The 17,501-nt window shown below is 64.8% G+C and carries 19 protein-coding genes; 15 read left to right on the plus strand and 4 right to left on the minus strand.

Going from position 1 to position 17,501, the window contains the following annotated elements; genetic code table 11:
- Positions 1-5 precede the first annotated feature (5 nt).
- The 12 genes from nrdR (at position 6) to ACK6AU_RS19745 (ending at position 8,695) form a co-directional block, all read left to right on the plus strand.
- Entirely contained in the window at positions 6-470 is a 465-nt protein-coding gene (nrdR, locus tag ACK6AU_RS19690; RefSeq protein ID WP_031320603.1) for a transcriptional regulator NrdR, read from the plus strand.
- Positions 467-1,600, plus strand: coding sequence for a bifunctional diaminohydroxyphosphoribosylaminopyrimidine deaminase/5-amino-6-(5-phosphoribosylamino)uracil reductase RibD (gene ribD / locus ACK6AU_RS19695; RefSeq protein WP_409300840.1), 1,134 nt, complete (start codon positions 467-469; stop codon positions 1,598-1,600). The genes nrdR and ribD overlap by 4 nt, the downstream gene beginning before the upstream one ends.
- 47 nt (positions 1,601-1,647) lie before the next feature.
- On the plus strand, positions 1,648-2,310 hold the full coding sequence (locus ACK6AU_RS19700) for a riboflavin synthase (RefSeq protein ID WP_185698199.1): 663 nt from the start codon (positions 1,648-1,650) through the stop codon (positions 2,308-2,310).
- A 31-nt stretch (positions 2,311-2,341) separates the two neighbouring features.
- Positions 2,342-3,436 carry a bifunctional 3,4-dihydroxy-2-butanone-4-phosphate synthase/GTP cyclohydrolase II gene (gene ribBA / locus ACK6AU_RS19705; protein WP_185698200.1) on the plus strand — a complete coding sequence of 365 codons (1,095 nt, stop codon included), beginning with the start codon at positions 2,342-2,344 and terminating at the stop codon, positions 3,434-3,436.
- Positions 3,437-3,527: 91 nt separating this feature from the next.
- Positions 3,528-4,004: a 6,7-dimethyl-8-ribityllumazine synthase gene (gene ribE, locus ACK6AU_RS19710; protein WP_022641271.1), complete on the plus strand. Its 477-nt coding sequence runs from the start codon at positions 3,528-3,530 to the stop codon at positions 4,002-4,004.
- On the plus strand, positions 4,001-4,501 hold the full coding sequence (gene nusB, locus ACK6AU_RS19715; protein ID WP_185698201.1) for a transcription antitermination factor NusB: 501 nt from the start codon (positions 4,001-4,003) through the stop codon (positions 4,499-4,501). The genes ribE and nusB overlap by 4 nt, the downstream gene beginning before the upstream one ends.
- A gap of 18 nt (positions 4,502-4,519) precedes the next feature.
- Positions 4,520-5,485, plus strand: coding sequence for a thiamine-phosphate kinase (gene thiL / locus ACK6AU_RS19720; protein ID WP_185698202.1), 966 nt, complete (start codon positions 4,520-4,522; stop codon positions 5,483-5,485).
- Entirely contained in the window at positions 5,482-5,985 is a 504-nt protein-coding gene (locus ACK6AU_RS19725; protein WP_185698203.1) for a phosphatidylglycerophosphatase A, read from the plus strand. Before thiL ends, ACK6AU_RS19725 begins: the two co-directional genes overlap by 4 nt.
- Positions 5,986-5,995: 10 nt before the next feature.
- Entirely contained in the window at positions 5,996-6,751 is a 756-nt protein-coding gene (locus ACK6AU_RS19730; protein WP_185698204.1) for an ABC transporter substrate-binding protein, read from the plus strand.
- A gap of 113 nt (positions 6,752-6,864) precedes the next feature.
- Entirely contained in the window at positions 6,865-7,482 is a 618-nt protein-coding gene (gene ribA / locus ACK6AU_RS19735; RefSeq protein ID WP_022641266.1) for a GTP cyclohydrolase II, read from the plus strand.
- Positions 7,479-7,898, plus strand: coding sequence for an MFS transporter (locus ACK6AU_RS19740; RefSeq protein WP_409300844.1), 420 nt, complete (start codon positions 7,479-7,481; stop codon positions 7,896-7,898). The genes ribA and ACK6AU_RS19740 overlap by 4 nt, the downstream gene beginning before the upstream one ends.
- Entirely contained in the window at positions 7,898-8,695 is a 798-nt protein-coding gene (locus ACK6AU_RS19745) for a cobalamin-binding protein (protein ID WP_409300846.1), read from the plus strand. Before ACK6AU_RS19740 ends, ACK6AU_RS19745 begins: the two co-directional genes overlap by 1 nt.
- A 6-nt stretch (positions 8,696-8,701) precedes the next feature.
- Here ACK6AU_RS19745 and ACK6AU_RS19750 read toward each other — a convergent pair whose 3' ends face one another.
- From ACK6AU_RS19750 to ACK6AU_RS19765, 4 genes are all read right to left on the minus strand, one after another.
- Positions 8,702-10,582, minus strand: coding sequence for a TonB-dependent receptor domain-containing protein (locus tag ACK6AU_RS19750; RefSeq protein WP_409300848.1), 1,881 nt, complete (start codon positions 10,580-10,582; stop codon positions 8,702-8,704).
- Positions 10,583-10,688: 106 nt separating this feature from the next.
- Positions 10,689-12,590, minus strand: a complete 1,902-nt coding sequence (gene dxs / locus ACK6AU_RS19755; protein ID WP_409300850.1) for a 1-deoxy-D-xylulose-5-phosphate synthase — start codon at positions 12,588-12,590, stop codon at positions 10,689-10,691.
- 110 nt (positions 12,591-12,700) lie between these two features.
- A complete protein-coding gene (gene ispA / locus ACK6AU_RS19760) occupies positions 12,701-13,588 on the minus strand; it encodes a (2E,6E)-farnesyl diphosphate synthase (RefSeq protein WP_185698209.1) in 888 nt (295 codons plus the stop codon).
- Positions 13,585-13,827 carry an exodeoxyribonuclease VII small subunit gene (locus ACK6AU_RS19765; protein ID WP_022641260.1) on the minus strand — a complete coding sequence of 81 codons (243 nt, stop codon included), beginning with the start codon at positions 13,825-13,827 and terminating at the stop codon, positions 13,585-13,587. Before ACK6AU_RS19765 ends, ispA begins: the two co-directional genes overlap by 4 nt.
- A 447-nt stretch (positions 13,828-14,274) precedes the next feature.
- Between ACK6AU_RS19765 and ACK6AU_RS19770 the strand changes: the two genes are divergently transcribed.
- Genes ACK6AU_RS19770 through ACK6AU_RS19780 form a run of 3 tightly spaced genes read left to right on the plus strand, consistent with a single transcriptional unit; the run spans position 14,275 to position 17,460 of the window.
- On the plus strand, positions 14,275-15,066 hold the full coding sequence (locus tag ACK6AU_RS19770; RefSeq protein ID WP_185698211.1) for a DUF2135 domain-containing protein: 792 nt from the start codon (positions 14,275-14,277) through the stop codon (positions 15,064-15,066).
- 37 nt (positions 15,067-15,103) lie between these two features.
- Positions 15,104-16,816: a DUF2138 domain-containing protein gene (locus ACK6AU_RS19775; RefSeq protein ID WP_409300853.1), complete on the plus strand. Its 1,713-nt coding sequence runs from the start codon at positions 15,104-15,106 to the stop codon at positions 16,814-16,816.
- Positions 16,801-17,460, plus strand: a complete 660-nt coding sequence (locus ACK6AU_RS19780) for a DUF1175 domain-containing protein (protein WP_409300855.1) — start codon at positions 16,801-16,803, stop codon at positions 17,458-17,460. Before ACK6AU_RS19775 ends, ACK6AU_RS19780 begins: the two co-directional genes overlap by 16 nt.
- Positions 17,461-17,501: the final 41 nt, after the last annotated feature.

Here is a 17,501-nt window from a genome sequence, read left to right on the forward strand (position 1 = left end):
CCACCATGCACTGTCCCTTCTGCGGTGCCAACGACACCAAGGTCATCGACTCGCGACTGGTCGCCGAGGGCGAACAGGTCCGTCGCCGGCGTGAATGCCTGGCCTGTGGTGAACGTTTCACGACTTTCGAAACCGCCGAACTGGTGATGCCGCGTCTGATCAAGACCGATGGCAGCCGCCAGCCCTTCGACGAAGACAAACTGCGCGCGGGTATGCAGCGCGCCCTGGAAAAACGCCCGGTGAGCGTCGAGCGCCTGGAAGCGGCGCTGGCGCACATCAAGCACAAGCTGCGGGCCACTGGCGAGCGCGAGGTCAAGTCGCTGGTCGTGGGTGAACTGGTGATGGGCGAGTTGCAAAAGCTCGATGAAGTCGCCTATATCCGCTTCGCTTCGGTCTACCGGCGCTTCCAGGATCTCGACGAGTTCCGCGAAGAGATCGACCGCCTGGCCCGCGAGCCGGCCAAGCAATGAGCCAGTCCGCGGAGCAGGCGGTACTCGACGCCCACTACATGGCTCGCGCGCTGGAGCTGGCACGCAAGGGCCACTACAGCGCCCATCCCAATCCCCGTGTCGGTTGCGTCATCGTGCGCGACGGCCAGGTGGTGGGCGAGGGCTGGCATGTGCGTGCCGGCGAGCCCCATGCCGAAGTGCATGCCCTGCGCGCGGCCGGGGACCAGGCCCGTGGCGCCACCGCCTACGTGACCCTGGAGCCCTGCAGTCATCATGGACGTACGCCACCGTGCGCCGATGCCCTGGTCGGCGCCGGAGTGGCGCGCGTGGTCGCGGCGATGCAGGACCCCAATCCGCAGGTCGCCGGGCGCGGCATGGGACGCCTGGCCGAGGCCGGCATCCTTGTGCATTGCGGGGTGTTGGAGAACGAGGCGCGGGCGATCAACAAGGGTTTCCTCAAGCGCATGGAGCATGGCCTGCCTTATGTGCGGGTCAAGCTGGCCATGAGCCTCGACGGGCGTACCGCCATGGCCAGCGGCGAAAGCCAATGGATTACCGGCCCTGCCGCACGTTCGGCGGTACAGCGCCTGCGGGCCGAGTCCAGCGTGGTACTGACTGGCGCCGATACCGTGCTGGCCGATGGCGCCCGGCTGACGGTACGTGCCGCCGAGCTGGGGCTGGATGCCGGGCAGACGGCCCTGGCCATGGGGCGGCCACCGCTGCGGGTGCTGGTCGATGGACGCCTGCGAGTGCCGCTGGATGCGCCATTCTTCAAGGCGGGTCCGGCCCTCGTGGCGACCTGTGTCGCGGTGGAGGAGCAATACGCCAACGGTCCCGAATGCCTGATCGTTCCCGGCCCCGATGGCCAGGTGGACCTGCAGCGTCTGCTCAAGGAGCTGGCGGCCCGGGGTGTCAACGAAGTGCTGGTGGAAGCCGGACCACGCCTGGCCGGGGCCTTTGCCCGCCAGGGACTGGTGGACGAGTACCAGATCTTCATCGCTGGCAAGTTCCTGGGCTCCTCGGCCCGGCCATTGCTGGACTGGCCGCTGGAGCAGATGAGCGAGGCGCCATTGCTCAAGATCATTGAAATGCGCGCGGTTGGCGATGACTGGCGAGTCACTGCCATTCCCGCCCCGTCAGCGAGCGTATAATTCCCGACTTTCGCCTACCCGGCGGCCCTGTTCTCGAGGAGGACTCCATGTTCACCGGCATCATCGAATCCATCGGCAGCATTCGCGCATTGACCCCAAAAGGCGGAGATGTGCGGGTCTATGTAGAAACCGGCAAGCTTGACCTGACCGACGTCAAGCTGGGCGACAGCATCGCGGTGAACGGCGTCTGCCTGACTGCGGTGGAACTCCCCGGCGATGGTTTCTGGGCCGATGTCAGCCGCGAGACCCTGGACTGCACCGCCTTCAACCAGCTGAAGACCGGCAGCCGGGTCAACCTGGAGAAGGCCCTGACCCCGACCACTCGCCTGGGTGGTCACCTGGTCAGCGGCCACGTGGATGGCGTCGGTGAGGTGGTAGCGCGGGAGGAGAATGCCCGGGCCATCCAGTTCCGTATCCGTGCGCCCAAGGAGCTGGCCAAGTACATCGCCCACAAGGGCTCGATCACCGTCGACGGCACCAGCCTGACGGTCAACGCGGTGAACGGTGCCGAATTCGAACTGACCATCGTGCCCCACACATTGGCGGAAACCATCATGGCCGACTACCGGCCAGGCCGTCAGGTCAACCTCGAGGTCGATCTGCTGGCGCGCTACCTGGAGCGCCTGCTACTGGGCGACAAGGCCGCCCAGGCCACGGGCAGCACCATCACCGAAAGCTTCCTGGCCGCTAACGGCTACCTCAAATCCTGAACCTCAAATTTTGAAAGAAGGGGGGTGCCGCGTGGCGCTCAACAGCATCGAAGAACTGGTCGAAGACATCCGCCAAGGCAAGATGGTCATCCTCATGGATGACGAAGACCGCGAGAACGAAGGCGACGTGATCATGGCCGCCGAGTGCTGCAAGGCCGAACACATCAACTTCATGGCCAAGCACGCCCGTGGCCTGATCTGCATGCCCATGAGCCGCGAGCGTTGCGAGCTGCTCAAGCTGCCATTGATGTCGCCACGCAACGGTAGTGGCTTCGGCACCAAGTTCACCGTGTCCATCGAGGCCACCGAAGGCGTGACCACCGGCATCTCCGCCGCCGACCGCGCGCGCACCGTGCAAGCGGCGGCCGCCAAGGATGCCAAGGCCGAGGACATCGTCAGCCCGGGCCACATCTTCCCGCTGATGGCCCAGCCTGGCGGTACCCTGGCCCGTGCCGGCCACACCGAAGCGGCTTGCGACCTGGCGCGCATGGCTGGTTTCGAGCCTAGCGGGGTGATCTGCGAAGTGATGAACGACGACGGCACCATGTCCCGTCGCGCCGAACTGGAGGCCTTTGCCGCCGAGCACGATATCAAGATCGGCACCATCGCCGACCTGATCCACTATCGGATGATCCACGAACGTACCGTTCAGCGGATTGCCGAGCAGCCCCTGGACAGCGAACTGGGCCAGTTCAACCTGGTGACCTATCGTGATTCCGTGGAGGGCGACGTGCACATGGCCCTGACCCTGGGCGAGATCTGCGCCGAGCAGCCGACCCTGGTGCGGGTGCACAACATGGATCCGCTGCGCGATCTGCTGATGGTCAAGCAACCTGGGCGCTGGAGCCTGCGGGCGGCCATGGCCACCGTGGCCGAGGCCGGTAGCGGCGTGGTGCTGCTGCTGGGTCATCCGTTGGATGGCGACGAGTTGCTGGCGCATATCCGCGAGACCACCGAGCGCCAGCCGGTGAAGAAACAACCGACCACCTACAGCATCGTCGGTGCTGGTTCGCAGATCCTGCGTGACCTGGGCGTGCGCAAGATGCGCCTGATGAGTGCGCCGATGAAGTTCAACGCGATATCCGGTTTCGACCTGGAAGTTGTAGAATACGTGCCCTCCGAATAAAAGCCGGCCGTTGCCAGCTTGAAATTCGCGGTTCAAACATCACTCAGGAGCGTGTACTAGACACGCTCCGGCTCTTTAAGAGATTTGTCGAATGACCCTGAAGACCATCGAAGGTACCTTCATCGCCCCTAAAGGCCGCTATGCCCTGGTGGTCGGCCGCTTCAACAGCTTCGTCGTCGAAAGCCTGGTCAGCGGCGCGGTTGACGCCCTGGTCCGCCATGGCGTGAGCGAAAGCGACATCACCATCATCCGCGCTCCTGGCGCCTTCGAGATTCCCCTGGTGACCCAGAAGGTCGCGCAGAAGGGCGAGTACGCGGCGATCATCGCCCTGGGCGCGGTCATTCGTGGCGGCACTCCGCACTTCGAATACGTGGCTGGCGAATGCACCAAGGGCCTGGCCCAGGTGTCCATGGAGTTCGGCGTGCCAGTGGCCTTCGGCGTACTGACCGTCGACTCGATCGAACAAGCCATCGAGCGTTCCGGCACCAAGGCCGGCAACAAAGGGGCTGAAGCTGCCTTGTCCGCCCTGGAAATGGTCAGCCTGCTGGCGCAGTTGGAGGCCAAGTGATTAGCGACGATAGCGATCGTTTCAACCCGCGCGAGCCCAAGCCTGCCAACGCCGGCAAGCCATCCAAGAGCGCCAAGCGTCGCGAAGCCCGCCAGCTCGCGACCCAGGCGCTGTACCAATGGCACATGGCCAAGCACTCGCTGAACGAAATCGAAGCGCAGTTCCGGGTCGACAACGATTTCACCGACATCGACGGCGCCTACTTCCGTGAAATCCTGCACGGGGTCCCGGCCAACAAGAACGAGATCGACAACGCCCTCGTACCTTGCCTGGACCTGGCCATCGACGAGCTGGACCCTGTGGAACTGGCGGTCCTGCGCCTGTCCACCTGGGAACTGCTCAAGCGTGTCGACGTGCCGTACCGCGTGGTGATCAACGAGGGTATCGAGTTGGCCAAGGTCTTCGGTTCCACCGATGGCCACAAGTTCGTCAACGGCGTCCTCGACAAGCTGGCCCCACGCCTGCGTGCAGCAGAAGTGAAGGCGTTCAAGCGCTGATCCGCGCTTGCAGTTGCCATGGGCGAGTTTGAACTGATCCGTAACTTCTTCGCTGCCGCGCCTTGTGCGCAGGGCGGCGAGGGCGTTGCCCTGGGGATCGGCGACGACTGTGCCCTGCTGGCGGTTGCTCCTGGCGAGCAGTTGGCGATTTCCACCGACACCCTGGTGGCGGGCGTGCATTTCGCCGATCCCTGCGAGCCGTTTCTTCTTGGCCAACGCTCCCTGGCGGTGGCCGTCAGCGACCTGGCCGCCATGGGCGCCACGCCGCTGGCCTTCACCCTTGCCCTGACCCTGCCGACGGTAAGTGCCGATTGGCTCGCCGCTTATGCCCGTGGCCTGAATGCCATGGCCCAGGATTGCGCCGTGCGCCTGATCGGTGGCGACACCACCCGCGGCCCGCTGACCCTGACCGTCACTGTGTTCGGTCGCGTACCCGCGGGCCTGGCCCTGACCCGCAGCGGTGCCCGGCCCGGCGACTTGCTGTGTGTCGGCGGTCCGCTGGGCAATGCCGCCGGCGCCTTGCCATTGGTGCTGGGCCAGCGCCGTGCCGAACCCGAGGTGGCCGATCCGCTGCTGGCCCACTATTGGTCGCCGCAGCCACAACTGGCCCTGGGCCAGGCCTTGCGCGGCAGGGCCACGGCGGCCCTGGACATCTCCGATGGGCTGCTCGCCGATTGCGGGCACATCGCCGCTGCGTCCGCGGTGAGGTTGCAGGTGGAGCTGGAAAAGCTGCCCCTGTCCAAGCCCCTGGTGGACTTTCTTGGCCTTGAGGGCGCGCGCGCCGCGGCCTTGAGTGGCGGCGACGACTATGTGCTGGCCTTCACCTTGCCTGCCGTCGAGCTGGCACCGCTGCAGGCAGCCGGCTGGCCGCTGCAGGTGGTGGGGCAGGTGGTGGCCGGGCAAGGCGTGGCGCTGCTGGATGCCGGCGGGCAGGACATTACCCCGGACATCCGCGGCTACCAACATTTTCCGGAGACACCGTGACAGATCATCCCAAGCAGGTCCCGGCGGAATTCGTACCGCCGTCGGTCTGGCGCAATCCCTGGCACTTCCTCGCATTCGGTTTCGGTTCGGGCACCCTGCCCAAGGCTCCGGGCACCTGGGGTTCGTTGGTTGCGCTACCCTTTATCCCGCTGTGGCAGATGCTACCGGACTGGGGTTACTGGCTGATGCTCGGCGTCACCATGCTGTTCGGCTTCTGGCTCTGCGGCAAGGTGGCCGACGACCTGCGTGTGCATGACCACGAAGGCATCGTCTGGGACGAGATGGTCGGTATGTGGATTACCCTGTGGCTGGTGCCCGAAGGCTGGCAATGGCTGCTGGCGGGGTTCCTGATGTTCCGCTTCTTCGACATCCTCAAGCCCTGGCCGATTCGCTGGGTAGACCGGCATGTCCACGGCGGCGTCGGCATCATGCTTGATGATATTCTGGCCGGCGTGTTCGCCTGGCTGGCGATGCAGGGATTGGTGTGGTGCTTGGGCTGAGGGGCAAGGCATGGGTGTCTGTCGCGCGCTGCTGGTCTTACTGGTTGTCTGTAGCTGTGATGCCTGGGCCGGCGACCTTTCCATGGCGCCCGGGTCCATAAGGATCGCCAGCGAAGAGTGGAGCAAGTACAGCGAGGCCGATGGCCAGGGTCTGTCATGGGACATCCTGCGGGAGGTGTTCGAGCCCCAGGGGGTGACGGTGGAACGCCACAGCATGCCCTACACCCGTTCGGTCGGGCTGGTGCAACGCGGTGAGGTGGACGCCCAGGCCGGCGCCTATCGCAACGAGTCCCCGGGGGTGCTCTATCCACGCTGGAACTACGACAACGACCACATCTATGCCCTGGGCCTGGCCAACAATCCCGAGCTGACCCTGGCGAGCCTGGGCAACTATCGGCTGGTTTGGGTGCGTGGCTACAAGTACGAGGACTACCTGCCCAACGTTCGTCGCTACAACGAGATTCGCCGTCGGGTCGGTATCCTGCCGATGCTGCTTTACGGACGTGCCGACTACTACATCGACGGCCAGACCGAGGTCGAGTATGTGCTCGGGCAGGCCGAGGATCCGAGCCGTTTCAGACGTTCGCATCTGGCTGAGCTGCCGTTGTACCTGGGGTTCGCCGACACGCCCCGGGGCCGGGCCCTGCTGGCCCTGTACGACCAACGCATGGAGCAACTGGTGAAGAATGGTGGCTTGCGGGCCATCTTCCAGCACTGGAAGCAACCTTATCCGTTTGATGGAAACGCGCGGCCAGCGGTCCGTTGATCGAACTTATCGATCTTTATCCGTGATAATTCAGCCTAAGCGCCCAGTGGAGGCTGCTGTTACAATGCCGCCTCTGCGAATCTCCAGTCCCCATACAGATCAGGAGCACAACAGTGCCCGTTGTTTTTGTTGCCGCTTCCAAGCTGCCCACTCCCTTTGCGCAATTCACCATGCACGGTTTCCTCGATGAAGCCACCGGTCGTGAGCACGTGGTGCTCAGCCTGGGCGATATCGCCGACGGCGCGCCGGTGCTCGGTCGCCTGCACTCCGAATGCCTGACCGGCGATGCCCTGTTCAGCCAGCGTTGCGACTGTGGCTCGCAGCTCGAAGCCGCCTTGCGAGCGATTGCCCGTGAAGGTCGCGGGGTACTGCTGTACCTGCGCCAGGAAGGTCGCGGCATCGGCCTGCTGAACAAGATCCGCGCCTATGAGCTGCAGGATGGCGGCGCCGATACCGTGGAAGCCAACGAGCGCCTGGGTTTTGCCGCCGACCAGCGCGACTACGCCATGTGCCTGCCGATGCTCGAGCATCTGGGCGTCAAGGCCTTGCGCCTGATGACCAACAACCCGCGCAAGGTCAAGGCCTTGACCGAGATGGGCATCCAGGTCGCCGAGCGCGTGCCGCTGCACACCGGCCACAACCCGCACAACAAGCTGTACCTGGCGACCAAGGCCAGCAAGCTCGACCACATGATGGGCAACGAGCACCAGGGCGAGGTCGACCGCGCGTGACCCGGGGCCAAGTGAGGCGCCGCCTGGCCGTCAGCTGGTGGCAATACCTGGCGTTGGCGCTGCTGCCGTTGTTCGTGCTCAACGCCGTATTCGGCCAGGGCGAGCCGATCCTGCCGGTGCTGGCGATGCCGTTGTTCATCGCCGGGGTGGCGTCGATGTTCGTCAGCCTGCGCTTTTTCGGCGCCTACAAGCATGGCTTGATCGCCACCCAGAAAGCCCTCGATACCCCGGAAGAACCGGCGGCCTGGATCGACCTGGCAGCGCGGCGGCGCACGGCCCTGCTGGTGGCGGCATTGCCGGCCTGGATCGGTGCCCTGGCGGTATTCGTCGGCCTTGAAGCCGTGCCGCTGATGCTCCTGGCCCTGTCCACGGCGGTGCTGTTCTACCTCTACCGCATCCCACGCCAGCTCGGTTGATGCCGCGCTGGCTGGCCGTCTTGCTGTTGGCTCTGTGCGGCCAGGCGCTGGCCGTGGAGCGGGTCGTCAGCCTGGCACCATCGCTCTCGGAAATCGTCGTCGAACTGGGCGCCGCCGACCTGCTGGTGGGCGTGCTGGATGCCGGTGAGCGTCCGGCGCCCCTCAAGGACCTGCCTTCGGTGGGGCGCTACGGCCAGTTGGACATCGAGCGCTTGCTGAGCCTGCGCCCGGACTTGCTGCTGCTCTGGCCGGGCAGTGTCGGCCCGGCCCAGAAGGAGCAATTGGCGCGCCTGGGCATTCCCACCCTGGTTGCCGAACCCCATGACCTTGCGCAGCTGACTGCCCAGATCGCCGAGATCGGCCAGCGCCTGGGGCACTCGCAAGCCGGTCGGGCATTGGCGACCCAGCTGGACCAGCAACTTGCACAACTGCGCCAGCGCTATCGCCGCGAGTCACCGCTGCCGGTGTTCTACCAGGTCTGGGATCGTCCGTTATATACGGTGGGTGGTGGCCAGATCATCAGCGACGCCCTGGCGGTCTGTGGGGCGCGCAATGTCTTTGCCGATCAATCGCTGCCGGCGCCCCAGGTCAGTATCGAGGCGGTGCTGCAACGCAATCCGCAGGCGATCCTCGCCACGGCCCAGGGCCAGCTGGATGCCTGGAAGGCCTGGCCGCAGATCGCCGCGGTCAAGCAGGGGCGTTTGTTGCTGGTGACGGACAAGGGCCTGGAGCGGCCCAGCGGGCAGATGGTCGGCGCAGTGGCCAAGCTCTGCGGCTTGATTGCGCCCGAGCGCTGAGCAAGCTTACAGCTCAGGGGTCCAGGTCACGCTGAGCATCCAGGTGCGGCCTTCTTCGCGGTAGCCATAGTGGCTGCCCTGGTAGCTGTAGAGCGCACGGTAGTAGGACTTGTCGAGGACATTGTCGAGCTTCAGGTCCAGCTTGAGCTCCTGGTTGACTGCCCAGCTACTGCGCAGGCTGAACAGGCTATAGCCGGGGATCGAGAGTCTATTCTCCATGTCGTTGTAACTACTGCTAATTGCCTGCCAGCTGGCGCCGAGTCCCAATCGGTTAAATTGCCGATCCAGATCCAGGCTCAAAGTGCGCCGCGCCCGTCGGTTCAGGGTGTGTCCGGTGTCACGATCCCTGGGATCGATGATCGCCACCCCAAGGTTGCTCTGCCAGCCCAATATCTCTTGTTTGAGGCTTGCCTCGAAACCGTTGATGCGCGCGGCGCCAATGTTCTGCGGGCGGTACCTGGCATCAGGGGTAATAGCATCCTTGATGTCTGTGCGATAAAGCGAGGCCTCCAGGCGACTGCTTTCGCTTAGTTGGCTGCGCCATTGCAGTTCGTAGCTCTTTGAGTGTTCTGGCTTGAGGTTGGGATTGTCGTATCCCGGGTAGTACAGATCACTGAAGTTCGGTGCCCGAAAGCCTTCGCTGTAGGACAGCAGCAGGTCGTTGTCCGGATTCAGCGGCAGGGTCAGGGTGCCGCTCCAGGTGTTCTGGCTGCCGTATTGCTGGTTCTGGTCACGGCGCAGGCCCAGTTCGGTGGAGAAGCTGTCGCCTTGGAACCGATGCTGGATAAAGGTCGCACGGTTCCAGCGGCTGTCTTCGGCGAAGTACTGCGGGGTGCTGCCGATGAGAAGGGGGCCGGTATTGAGTCGGTCCTCGTACCAGTCGGCACCAAGGATCAGGCTGTGTTGTGCAGTCAGGCGCAAATCGTTTTGCCAGGCGAGTGAGTCGCGGTAAGTGTTGAACACGCTGCGTTCGTCGCTGAGCTTATTGCGTTTGAGGTCGCGGTTTTCGCTGTGACCCAGTTCCAGTCGAGACTGCCAGCGGTCATTGACCGTCGCATCGATAAAGCCGCTGGCGCTGCTGACGGTGAAGTCGGTGTAAGGGTCCTGCTCCGCGGCGAAAGGGTTGTCATAACGGCTGCGGCCTCGGTTATCCAGCAGGTGGAAGCCCACTTCCAGGTCGTCGCTGAGGGCATGGCTTAGGGTGAAACTGAGGGATTGGTTGCGGTAGCCATCGTGATCCGTATCACTGGGGTAGGAGGCGTGGGTCCAGTCGATTCCGGAACTTTCATCCAGGTTGGCGCCGAGGCTGAAGCGGGTCCGCTGGTCGCCGCCAGACAGTCCCAGGCTGTGCTCCCAGGTCTGGCTGCTACCAGCGGCGACGCGCATGCGCCCATGCAGTCCCGAGTCGGCGCTGCGCCGGGTGAAGATCTGGATCACCCCGCCAATGGCGTCGCTGCCGTAGATCGCCGAGCGCGAGCCACGCAGCACTTCCACCCGCTCGATCTGTTCGACGCTGATGAACTGCAGATTGCTGTCGCCGCTGGATGAACTGCCGATGCGCTGACCATCCACCAGCACCAGGCTTTGGGCCGAGTTGGTGCCGCGAATGAAAATATTCGGCAGGTTGCCGCGTCCGCCGCTCTGGGCAACCTGCACCCCGGGAACCCGTTGCAGCAGGTCGCTCAGGCTGGTGGGTTGCAGGCGATCGATATCTTCCCGGGTGAATACGGTGCTGGCGCTGCTGCTGTCGTTGCGTTCTTCGACCTGGCGGTTGGCGCTGATCAGGGTATCCGGCAGCTTCAGGGCCTGGTCGCGGTCGCTGGTAGCGGCCAGCAGTTCGCCGCCGGGCAGCAGGAACAGGGGCAGGGCAAGGCGGGAGAGTTTCATGGCTGCTCCTTGCGCACGGCGTTGATTCGGCCGCAGGATGCCATGGGCCGTGGAACGGGAGAAGTTGGCGCCCGCGTGGCGGGCGCTCAGCAAAGGGCGCTGGAGCTTACGCCAGGCCCAGCAGTTGCAAGCGTTGGCGGATCGAGGCTTCGATGCCGGCTTCGTCGAGGCCGCACTCGGCGAGCATCTGCGCCGGCTTGGCATGCTCGACGTAGGTGTCCGGCAGGCCCAGGTGCAGGACCTGCTTGAGCAAGCCTTCCTGGGCCAGGAACTCGCTGACAGCACTGCCGGCGCCGCCCATGACGGCGTTTTCCTCGATGGTCACCAGCAGTTCGTGGCTACCGGCGATCTCGCGCACCAGGGCTTCGTCCAACGGCTTGACGAAGCGCATGTCGACCACCGTGGCGTCGAGCTTCTCGGCCACTTTCAACGCTTCGGCCATTTGCACGCCGAATACCAGCAGCGCCACTTGCTTGCCCTGGCGACGGACCAGGCCCTTGCCGATCTCGATCGGTTCCAGGTCCTTGTCGATCGGCGCATTGGGGCCGGTGCCGCGTGGATAGCGCACCGCCGCCGGACCGTTGTACAGGTGGCCGGTGCTGAGCATCTTGCGCAGTTCGTTCTCGTCGCTCGGGGTCATCACCACCATGCCAGGAATGCAGCGCAGGTAGGACAAGTCGAAGCTGCCGGCGTGGGTCGGGCCGTCTTCGCCCACCAGGCCGGCGCGATCGATGGCGAACAGGACGTCGAGGTTCTGCACCGCCACATCATGCACCAGCTGGTCGTAGCCGCGCTGCAGGAAGGTCGAGTAGATCGCCACCACCGGCTTGGCGCCTTCGCAGGCCATGCCGGCTGCCAGGGTCACCGCGTGCTGCTCGGCAATCGCTACGTCGAAGTAGCGCAGCGGGAAGCGTTCGCTGAAGGCCACCAGGTCCGAGCCTTCCTTCATCGCCGGGGTGATGCCCACCAGGCGCGAATCGGCGGCGGCCATGTCGCACAGCCACTCACCGAACACGCCGGAATACTTCGGCCCGCCGGCTTTCTTCGGCGCGCTGGCCGGAGCGTCCAGGGGTTCGAGCTTGGTGATGGCGTGGTAGCCGATGGGGTCGACTTCCGCCGGGGCGAAGCCCTTGCCCTTCTTGGTCACCACGTGCAGGAACTGCGGGCCCTTGAGGTCGCGCATGTTGCGCAGGGTGGCGATCAGGGTCGGCAGGTCATGGCCGTCGATCGGGCCGATGTAGTTCCAGCCCAGTTCTTCGAACAGGGTGCCGGGGACCAGCATGCCCTTGGCGTACTCTTCGGTGCGGCGGGCGATTTCCCAGGCGCCGGGCAGGCGCGACAGCACTTTCTTGCTGCCTTCGCGCATGCTCGCGTAGGTGCGGCTGGAGAGGATCTTGGCCAGGTAGTTGGACAGGCCGCCGACATTGCGCGAGATCGACATGTCGTTGTCGTTGAGGATCACCAGCATGTTGGCGTCCACTTCCGGCGCGTGGTTCAGGGCCTCGAAGGCCATGCCCGCGGTCAGGGCGCCGTCGCCGATCACCGCGATGGCCTTGCGTTCGCTGTTCTGCAGGCGGGCGGCGATGGCCATGCCCAGGGCGGCGCTGATGGAGGTGCTGGAGTGGCCGACGCCGAAGGTGTCGTATTCGCTTTCCGAACGCCGGGGGAAGGCGGCGAGGCCGTCTTTCTGGCGCAGGGTGCCCATCTGCTCGCGGCGACCGGTGAGGATCTTGTGCGGATAAGCCTGGTGGCCCACGTCCCATACCAGCCGGTCGTCCGGGGTATCGAACACGTAGTGCAGGGCGATGGTCAGCTCGATGACGCCGAGGCCGGCACCGAAATGCCCACCGGTCTGGCCGACCGAATAGAGCAGTTCCAGGCGCAATTCATCGGCCAGGGTTTCCAGCTCGGCTTCGCCTAACCGGCGCAGGCCGTCCGGCGTCTGGGCTCGGTCGAGCAGCGGCGTGCTCGGGCGCTTGCGGGGAATCTCATGAAACGTCGTGGGCATCAGGCGAATCGTTATAGGTGTAGAAAGAGGCGGCAGTTTACCTTATGCATCGCAAGCTGCCCACGCAGAGCACCGAACTTGGCCGATATGCGGTCCTGGAAACCCGTCGGTCAGTTGCGGCGCGCGACGATATACCGGGCCAGTTCGCGCAGCGGTTCGGCTGCTGCGTCAAACGGCCGCAGCGCGTGCAACGCCTGGTCGCGCAGCTCCAGGGCATAGGCCTTGGCGGCTTCCAGGCCCAGCAATGCCGGGTAGGTCGGCTTGTCCCGGGCAATGTCGGCGCCCTGGCGCTTGCCCAGGGTCGCGGTATCGCTTTCGACATCGAGAATGTCGTCCTGGACCTGGAATGCCAGGCCGATGGCCTGGGCGTAGGCTTGCAAGGCCTTGAGTTCGTCCTTCTCGGCGAAGCCGCTGGCCAGGGCGCCGAGGATGACGCTGGCCTCGATCAGGGCGCCGGTCTTGTGCCGGTGCATGTACTCCAGCGCCTTCTGGTCGAGCTTGAGCCCCACCGAGCCCAGGTCGATGGCCTGGCCGCCGACCATGCCCGCCGGGCCTGCGGCCTGGGCCAGGGTGGTAACCATGCGCAGGCGGATCTCGGCGCTGGCATCGCTCAGGCGCGGGTCCAGCAGGGCGCTGAAGGCCAGGCTCTGCAGGCCGTCACCGGCGAGGATCGCGCAGGCTTCATCGAAAGCCTTGTGGGTCGTGGGCTGGCCGCGACGCAGATCGTCATCGTCCATGGCCGGCAGGTCGTCGTGCACCAGGGAGTAGGCGTGGATCAGTTCCACCGCGCAGGCCGCGCCGTTGGCCTGTTCCGGCTTGCCGCCCAAGGCTTCGCAGGCGGCGTAGGCCAGCAATGGGCGGACGCGCTTGCCGCCATTCATCACGCTGTAGCGCATGGCCTCATAGAGGCGGGCGAGTTCGGGGCCAGGGGCGTTGAACAGCGACTGTAGTGCCGCGTCGACGCGGGCCTGGCTGCTGGCCTGGTAGGTGGCGATCATTCTGGCTGTTCCGCATCGAAGGGCTGTTCCGCCAACTCGCCATCGCGCTCCAGCAGCACCTGTACCTTCTGTTCGGCCTGGGCCAGGGCCGCCTGGCAATCACGGGTCAGGCCGATGCCTTGTTCGAAGGCGGTCAACGAGTCTTCCAGCGACAGCTCGCCGTTCTCCAGGCGCTCGACCAGGGTTTGCAGGTCGGCGAGGGATTGTTCGAAATCTAAGGCAGCTTTTTTGCGGGCCATGGCGGCTATCCCGGGTGACGTTAAACCGGCGCGACACTAGCAGACAGCGGGTTTGCGGGCAAATGAGAAGCGCCCGCTGGCGCTCTGGATCGCCAGTGCGCGCGCCATCAAAATCCGCCGGGGATCATCTGCGTTAAACCTTAAGGAAACTTGCGGGTGATGGCGCAACGGCAGCATAGACAGCAATGAGCGGGAGTGGCGCTGGACCTGCGGAATGGCTCCTGGTCTGCGGGTGGTGATGTCACCGTAATGGCATGAGCCACGCGGCCTCCAGGCCGATGCCGACTCCCTCGCAAAATCCCTTTTCCCCAATTGTGCAACAACCGGCAAATCGATAATCTGCGCCCTTTCAAACGCCCCGTCATCGTTGGGCGACCTTCCGAATGTTTCGTAGCCGCGCCGAGGATCTGGCGCCAGGTTTTTCCCATGCATGGCAGGACGCAATACGTGCGCGCTCTATCCTTCCTCTTGTTGACCCTGCTGGTATCCGCTGGTGCGTGGGCCGAACCCTCGGCCGAATTGCAGGAGCCCCTGGGCGGATGGCGCTATTCCGGGTTGCTCGACCGCACCGAACAGGACCGCGTGGCCTATCCGACGCCGCCCATCGATCGCGGCATCCAGCGCAACCGCACCATGATCGAGGGCCAGCTCAAGGCCATTGGCCACTTGCGCCAACCCCACAGCCTGTCGGTCAACGGTAACCCGCTCAATCTCTACACCGACGAACAGGGGCGCTTCGGTCGTCCCTACGCCTTCGGTGCCGGCTCCAACAGCGTCGAAGTGCGCAGCTCCGAGGGCAAGTCGCTCAAGCGCGTGCAGTTCTACGAATCCAACCCCAACAAGACCCCGCCACGTATCCGCGTGGTGCTCGGCTGGGACGACCCCAAGGCCGAGCTCGACATGCACATCATCACGCCCGATGGCCAGCATGCTTTCTTCGGCCATCCGGGCCTGACCAATGGCGGCGGCCTGGACCCGGACGGGGTCGACGGCCCGGGGCCGGAAATGTTCACCATGACCGCGCCACTGCGCGGTACCTACCTGATCTACGTCAACTACTGGGGCAACTTCGGCAGCGGTGGCTACAACTTCGACGAAGGCAGCAACCAGAACGAAGTGATCACCTCGCAGATCAACCTGATCCTTAACGAAAACACCGTCGATGAGAAACGCGAGACCTTCATCGTGCCCATGCGGGCCATCGGCGACCTGTTGCTGGTCAAGTCTTTCAACTATTGAACATCCCGCACCACGGATGAATTGGGCTTTGTGAATCATGAGCGAAAACACAGCATCCCCGGCGGCCGGCGTCCCCGGTAGCGAACAACCCGGCAGCCAGCGGCGCTGGCCGGCCCTGGTCATGGGCCTGTGCCTGGCGGCGGCCGTCGCCACTGGCGTGGGCTGCAAGCCCAAGACCTCGGTGGTCGAGCTGCCCGGCGACAAGCTGGGCCTGAGCCGCCCCGATGGCCTGCTGGAGACCCATTCCCTGGCGCAGTTGCCCAAGGATCTGCTGGCGGTGCCGTTCCTGCGTGAAACCCTGACCGAGGACTTCGTCTTCTATTACCAGGCCCATGCCGACCGCCTGGGTCTGATCGGCAGCCTGCGGCGGATCATCTACGAGCATGACCTGAAGCTGCAGGACAACCTGATCGAGCAACTGCTCGACCAGCCGGCGGACATTGCCCTGTGGCGCGGCGTCGATGGCCGGCTCAAGGACTTCCTGCTGGTGATGGACCGTGGCGGCCTGGCCAAGCTGCTCGAGCCCCTGGCCAAGGCTGCCCTGGATGACAGCCAGTTGAGCAAGCTGGCCGAGCTCAAGGTCGGCGGCGATGCGGTGACCCTGTACCAGCTGAATTTCAACGCCAACAAGTCCCTGGCCTTCGCCTCCCACGGCGACAAACTGGTGGTGCTGTCCAATCCGACCCAGCTGTATGACCTGGCCTCTGGCGTCAGCGACGTGCACGGCGCAGTCTCCACCAAGGCCCTGGAAGCGCTGCTCAACGGCGACAAGCTGTTTCCCGAGGCTTTTGGCCTGGAGGCGCGCAAACCCGAAGTGCAGCAGCGCCTGGCGGTCAACTCCAGCGTCCTGGCCATGGGTTACCAGCGCTTCATCCCCAACTTCGCCGGCCTGCGCTTCGACATGGACGACAAGGGTTGGCACAGCTACCTGGCCATGGAAGAACAAGAGGACCAGCCGGACTTCGACTTCAAGCCGATCTGGCAGGCCATGCCCATGGGCGCCAGCGCCTGCGTGGCGCTGCCCCTGGCGGCGCAGCAGCAGAAGCCGTTGCTGGTCAAGCTCGGCGCCGAGGAGTCGGTGGCCCAGGCCCTGACCGAACACCTGTCCGGCAGCGCCGGACTGTGCTGGTACGCCGACTCGCGGCTGTACACGCCTTTGCTGGTGGCCAGCCTCAAGGACAAGGACAACGCCAAGCTCGACGCCGACCTGGGCAAGTTGTTCGGCTCCATGGTGGGCTCGCGCGAGAGCAAGGTGGCGCAGCGGATCTTCCCGGTGGTCGAGCAGCAGGACGGCAACGTGCACCAGTGGCAGCGCCAGGTCAGCTCGAACTTCGGCCCGTACCCGGCCAAGCAGGCCAAGGACCCGCAAGCCATCACTGGCCGCGCCTTCATGCAAGTCAGCCTGGCCCGCCATGGCTCGACCCTGGTGTTCTCCCTGGATGACAAGCTGGTGACCAAGGCCCTGGACACCCTGGACAAGCGCTTCCCGCCCCTGGCCGACGTGGCGCCGAAGAACGCCATGATGCCGATCTACCTGGGACCGCAGTCCCTGGCGCAGTTGATCCAGCAGGAAACCTTCGACAGCCTGCCCCAGGACATGGAGCCGGTGTTCAACAATGCCGCCCAGACCTACCTGGTGCCCAAGCTGCGTACCCTGGGTGGTTATGGCCAGTACGCCCTGACCCTGCCCGAGGGCAGCGAGCCCAATGGCCATTGGCAATGGCTGCCGCTGCAATGGCAAGCGCTGTGAGAGCCTTGCGCCACGGCTTGAGCGGCCTTGGCCTGCTGGCCCTGTTGCTCAGCAGCGCAGTGGGCGCGACCACGGTCGCACCGCTGGATGTGCAGCAGTCCCAGGTGTTTCGCGCCTGGTTCGTGCGCATCGCCCAGGAGCAGCTCAGCCAGGGCCCGAGCCCGCGCTGGTATCAGCAGGACTGCGCGGGGCTGGTGCGTTTCGCCGCCAACGAAGCGCTCAAGAACCACGACAGCAAATGGCTGCGGGCCAATGGTTTGTCCAATCGCTACCTGCCCCCGGAGTTGCAGCTGAGCGAAGGCCAGCGCGCCCTGGCCCAGCAATGGCAGCAGGGCGGCGGCAAGGTCGGCCCCTACGTCAATGCGATCAAGCTGATCCAGTTCAACAGCCATCTGGTGAGCCGCGACCTGGGCCAGGCGCGCCCCGGCGACCTGTTGTTCTTCGACCAGGGCGACGACCAGCACTTGATGATCTGGATGGGCCGCAACATCGCCTATCACACCGGCACCACCACCCCCACCGATAACGGCATGCGCTCGGCCAGCGTGCAGCAACTGATGACATGGAAGGACACCCGATGGATACCCGACCCCGCCAACCCCAACTTCATCGGCATCTTTCGCCTGAACTTCCTCACCCAATGAGCGAATCCCGTGCAAGCTGCGTGAAGACTGCTGCGTTCGCC

This window comes from Pseudomonas sp. KCJK8993 (genome assembly GCF_046230915.1).
Lineage (GTDB): Bacteria > Pseudomonadota > Gammaproteobacteria > Pseudomonadales > Pseudomonadaceae > Aquipseudomonas > Aquipseudomonas piscis.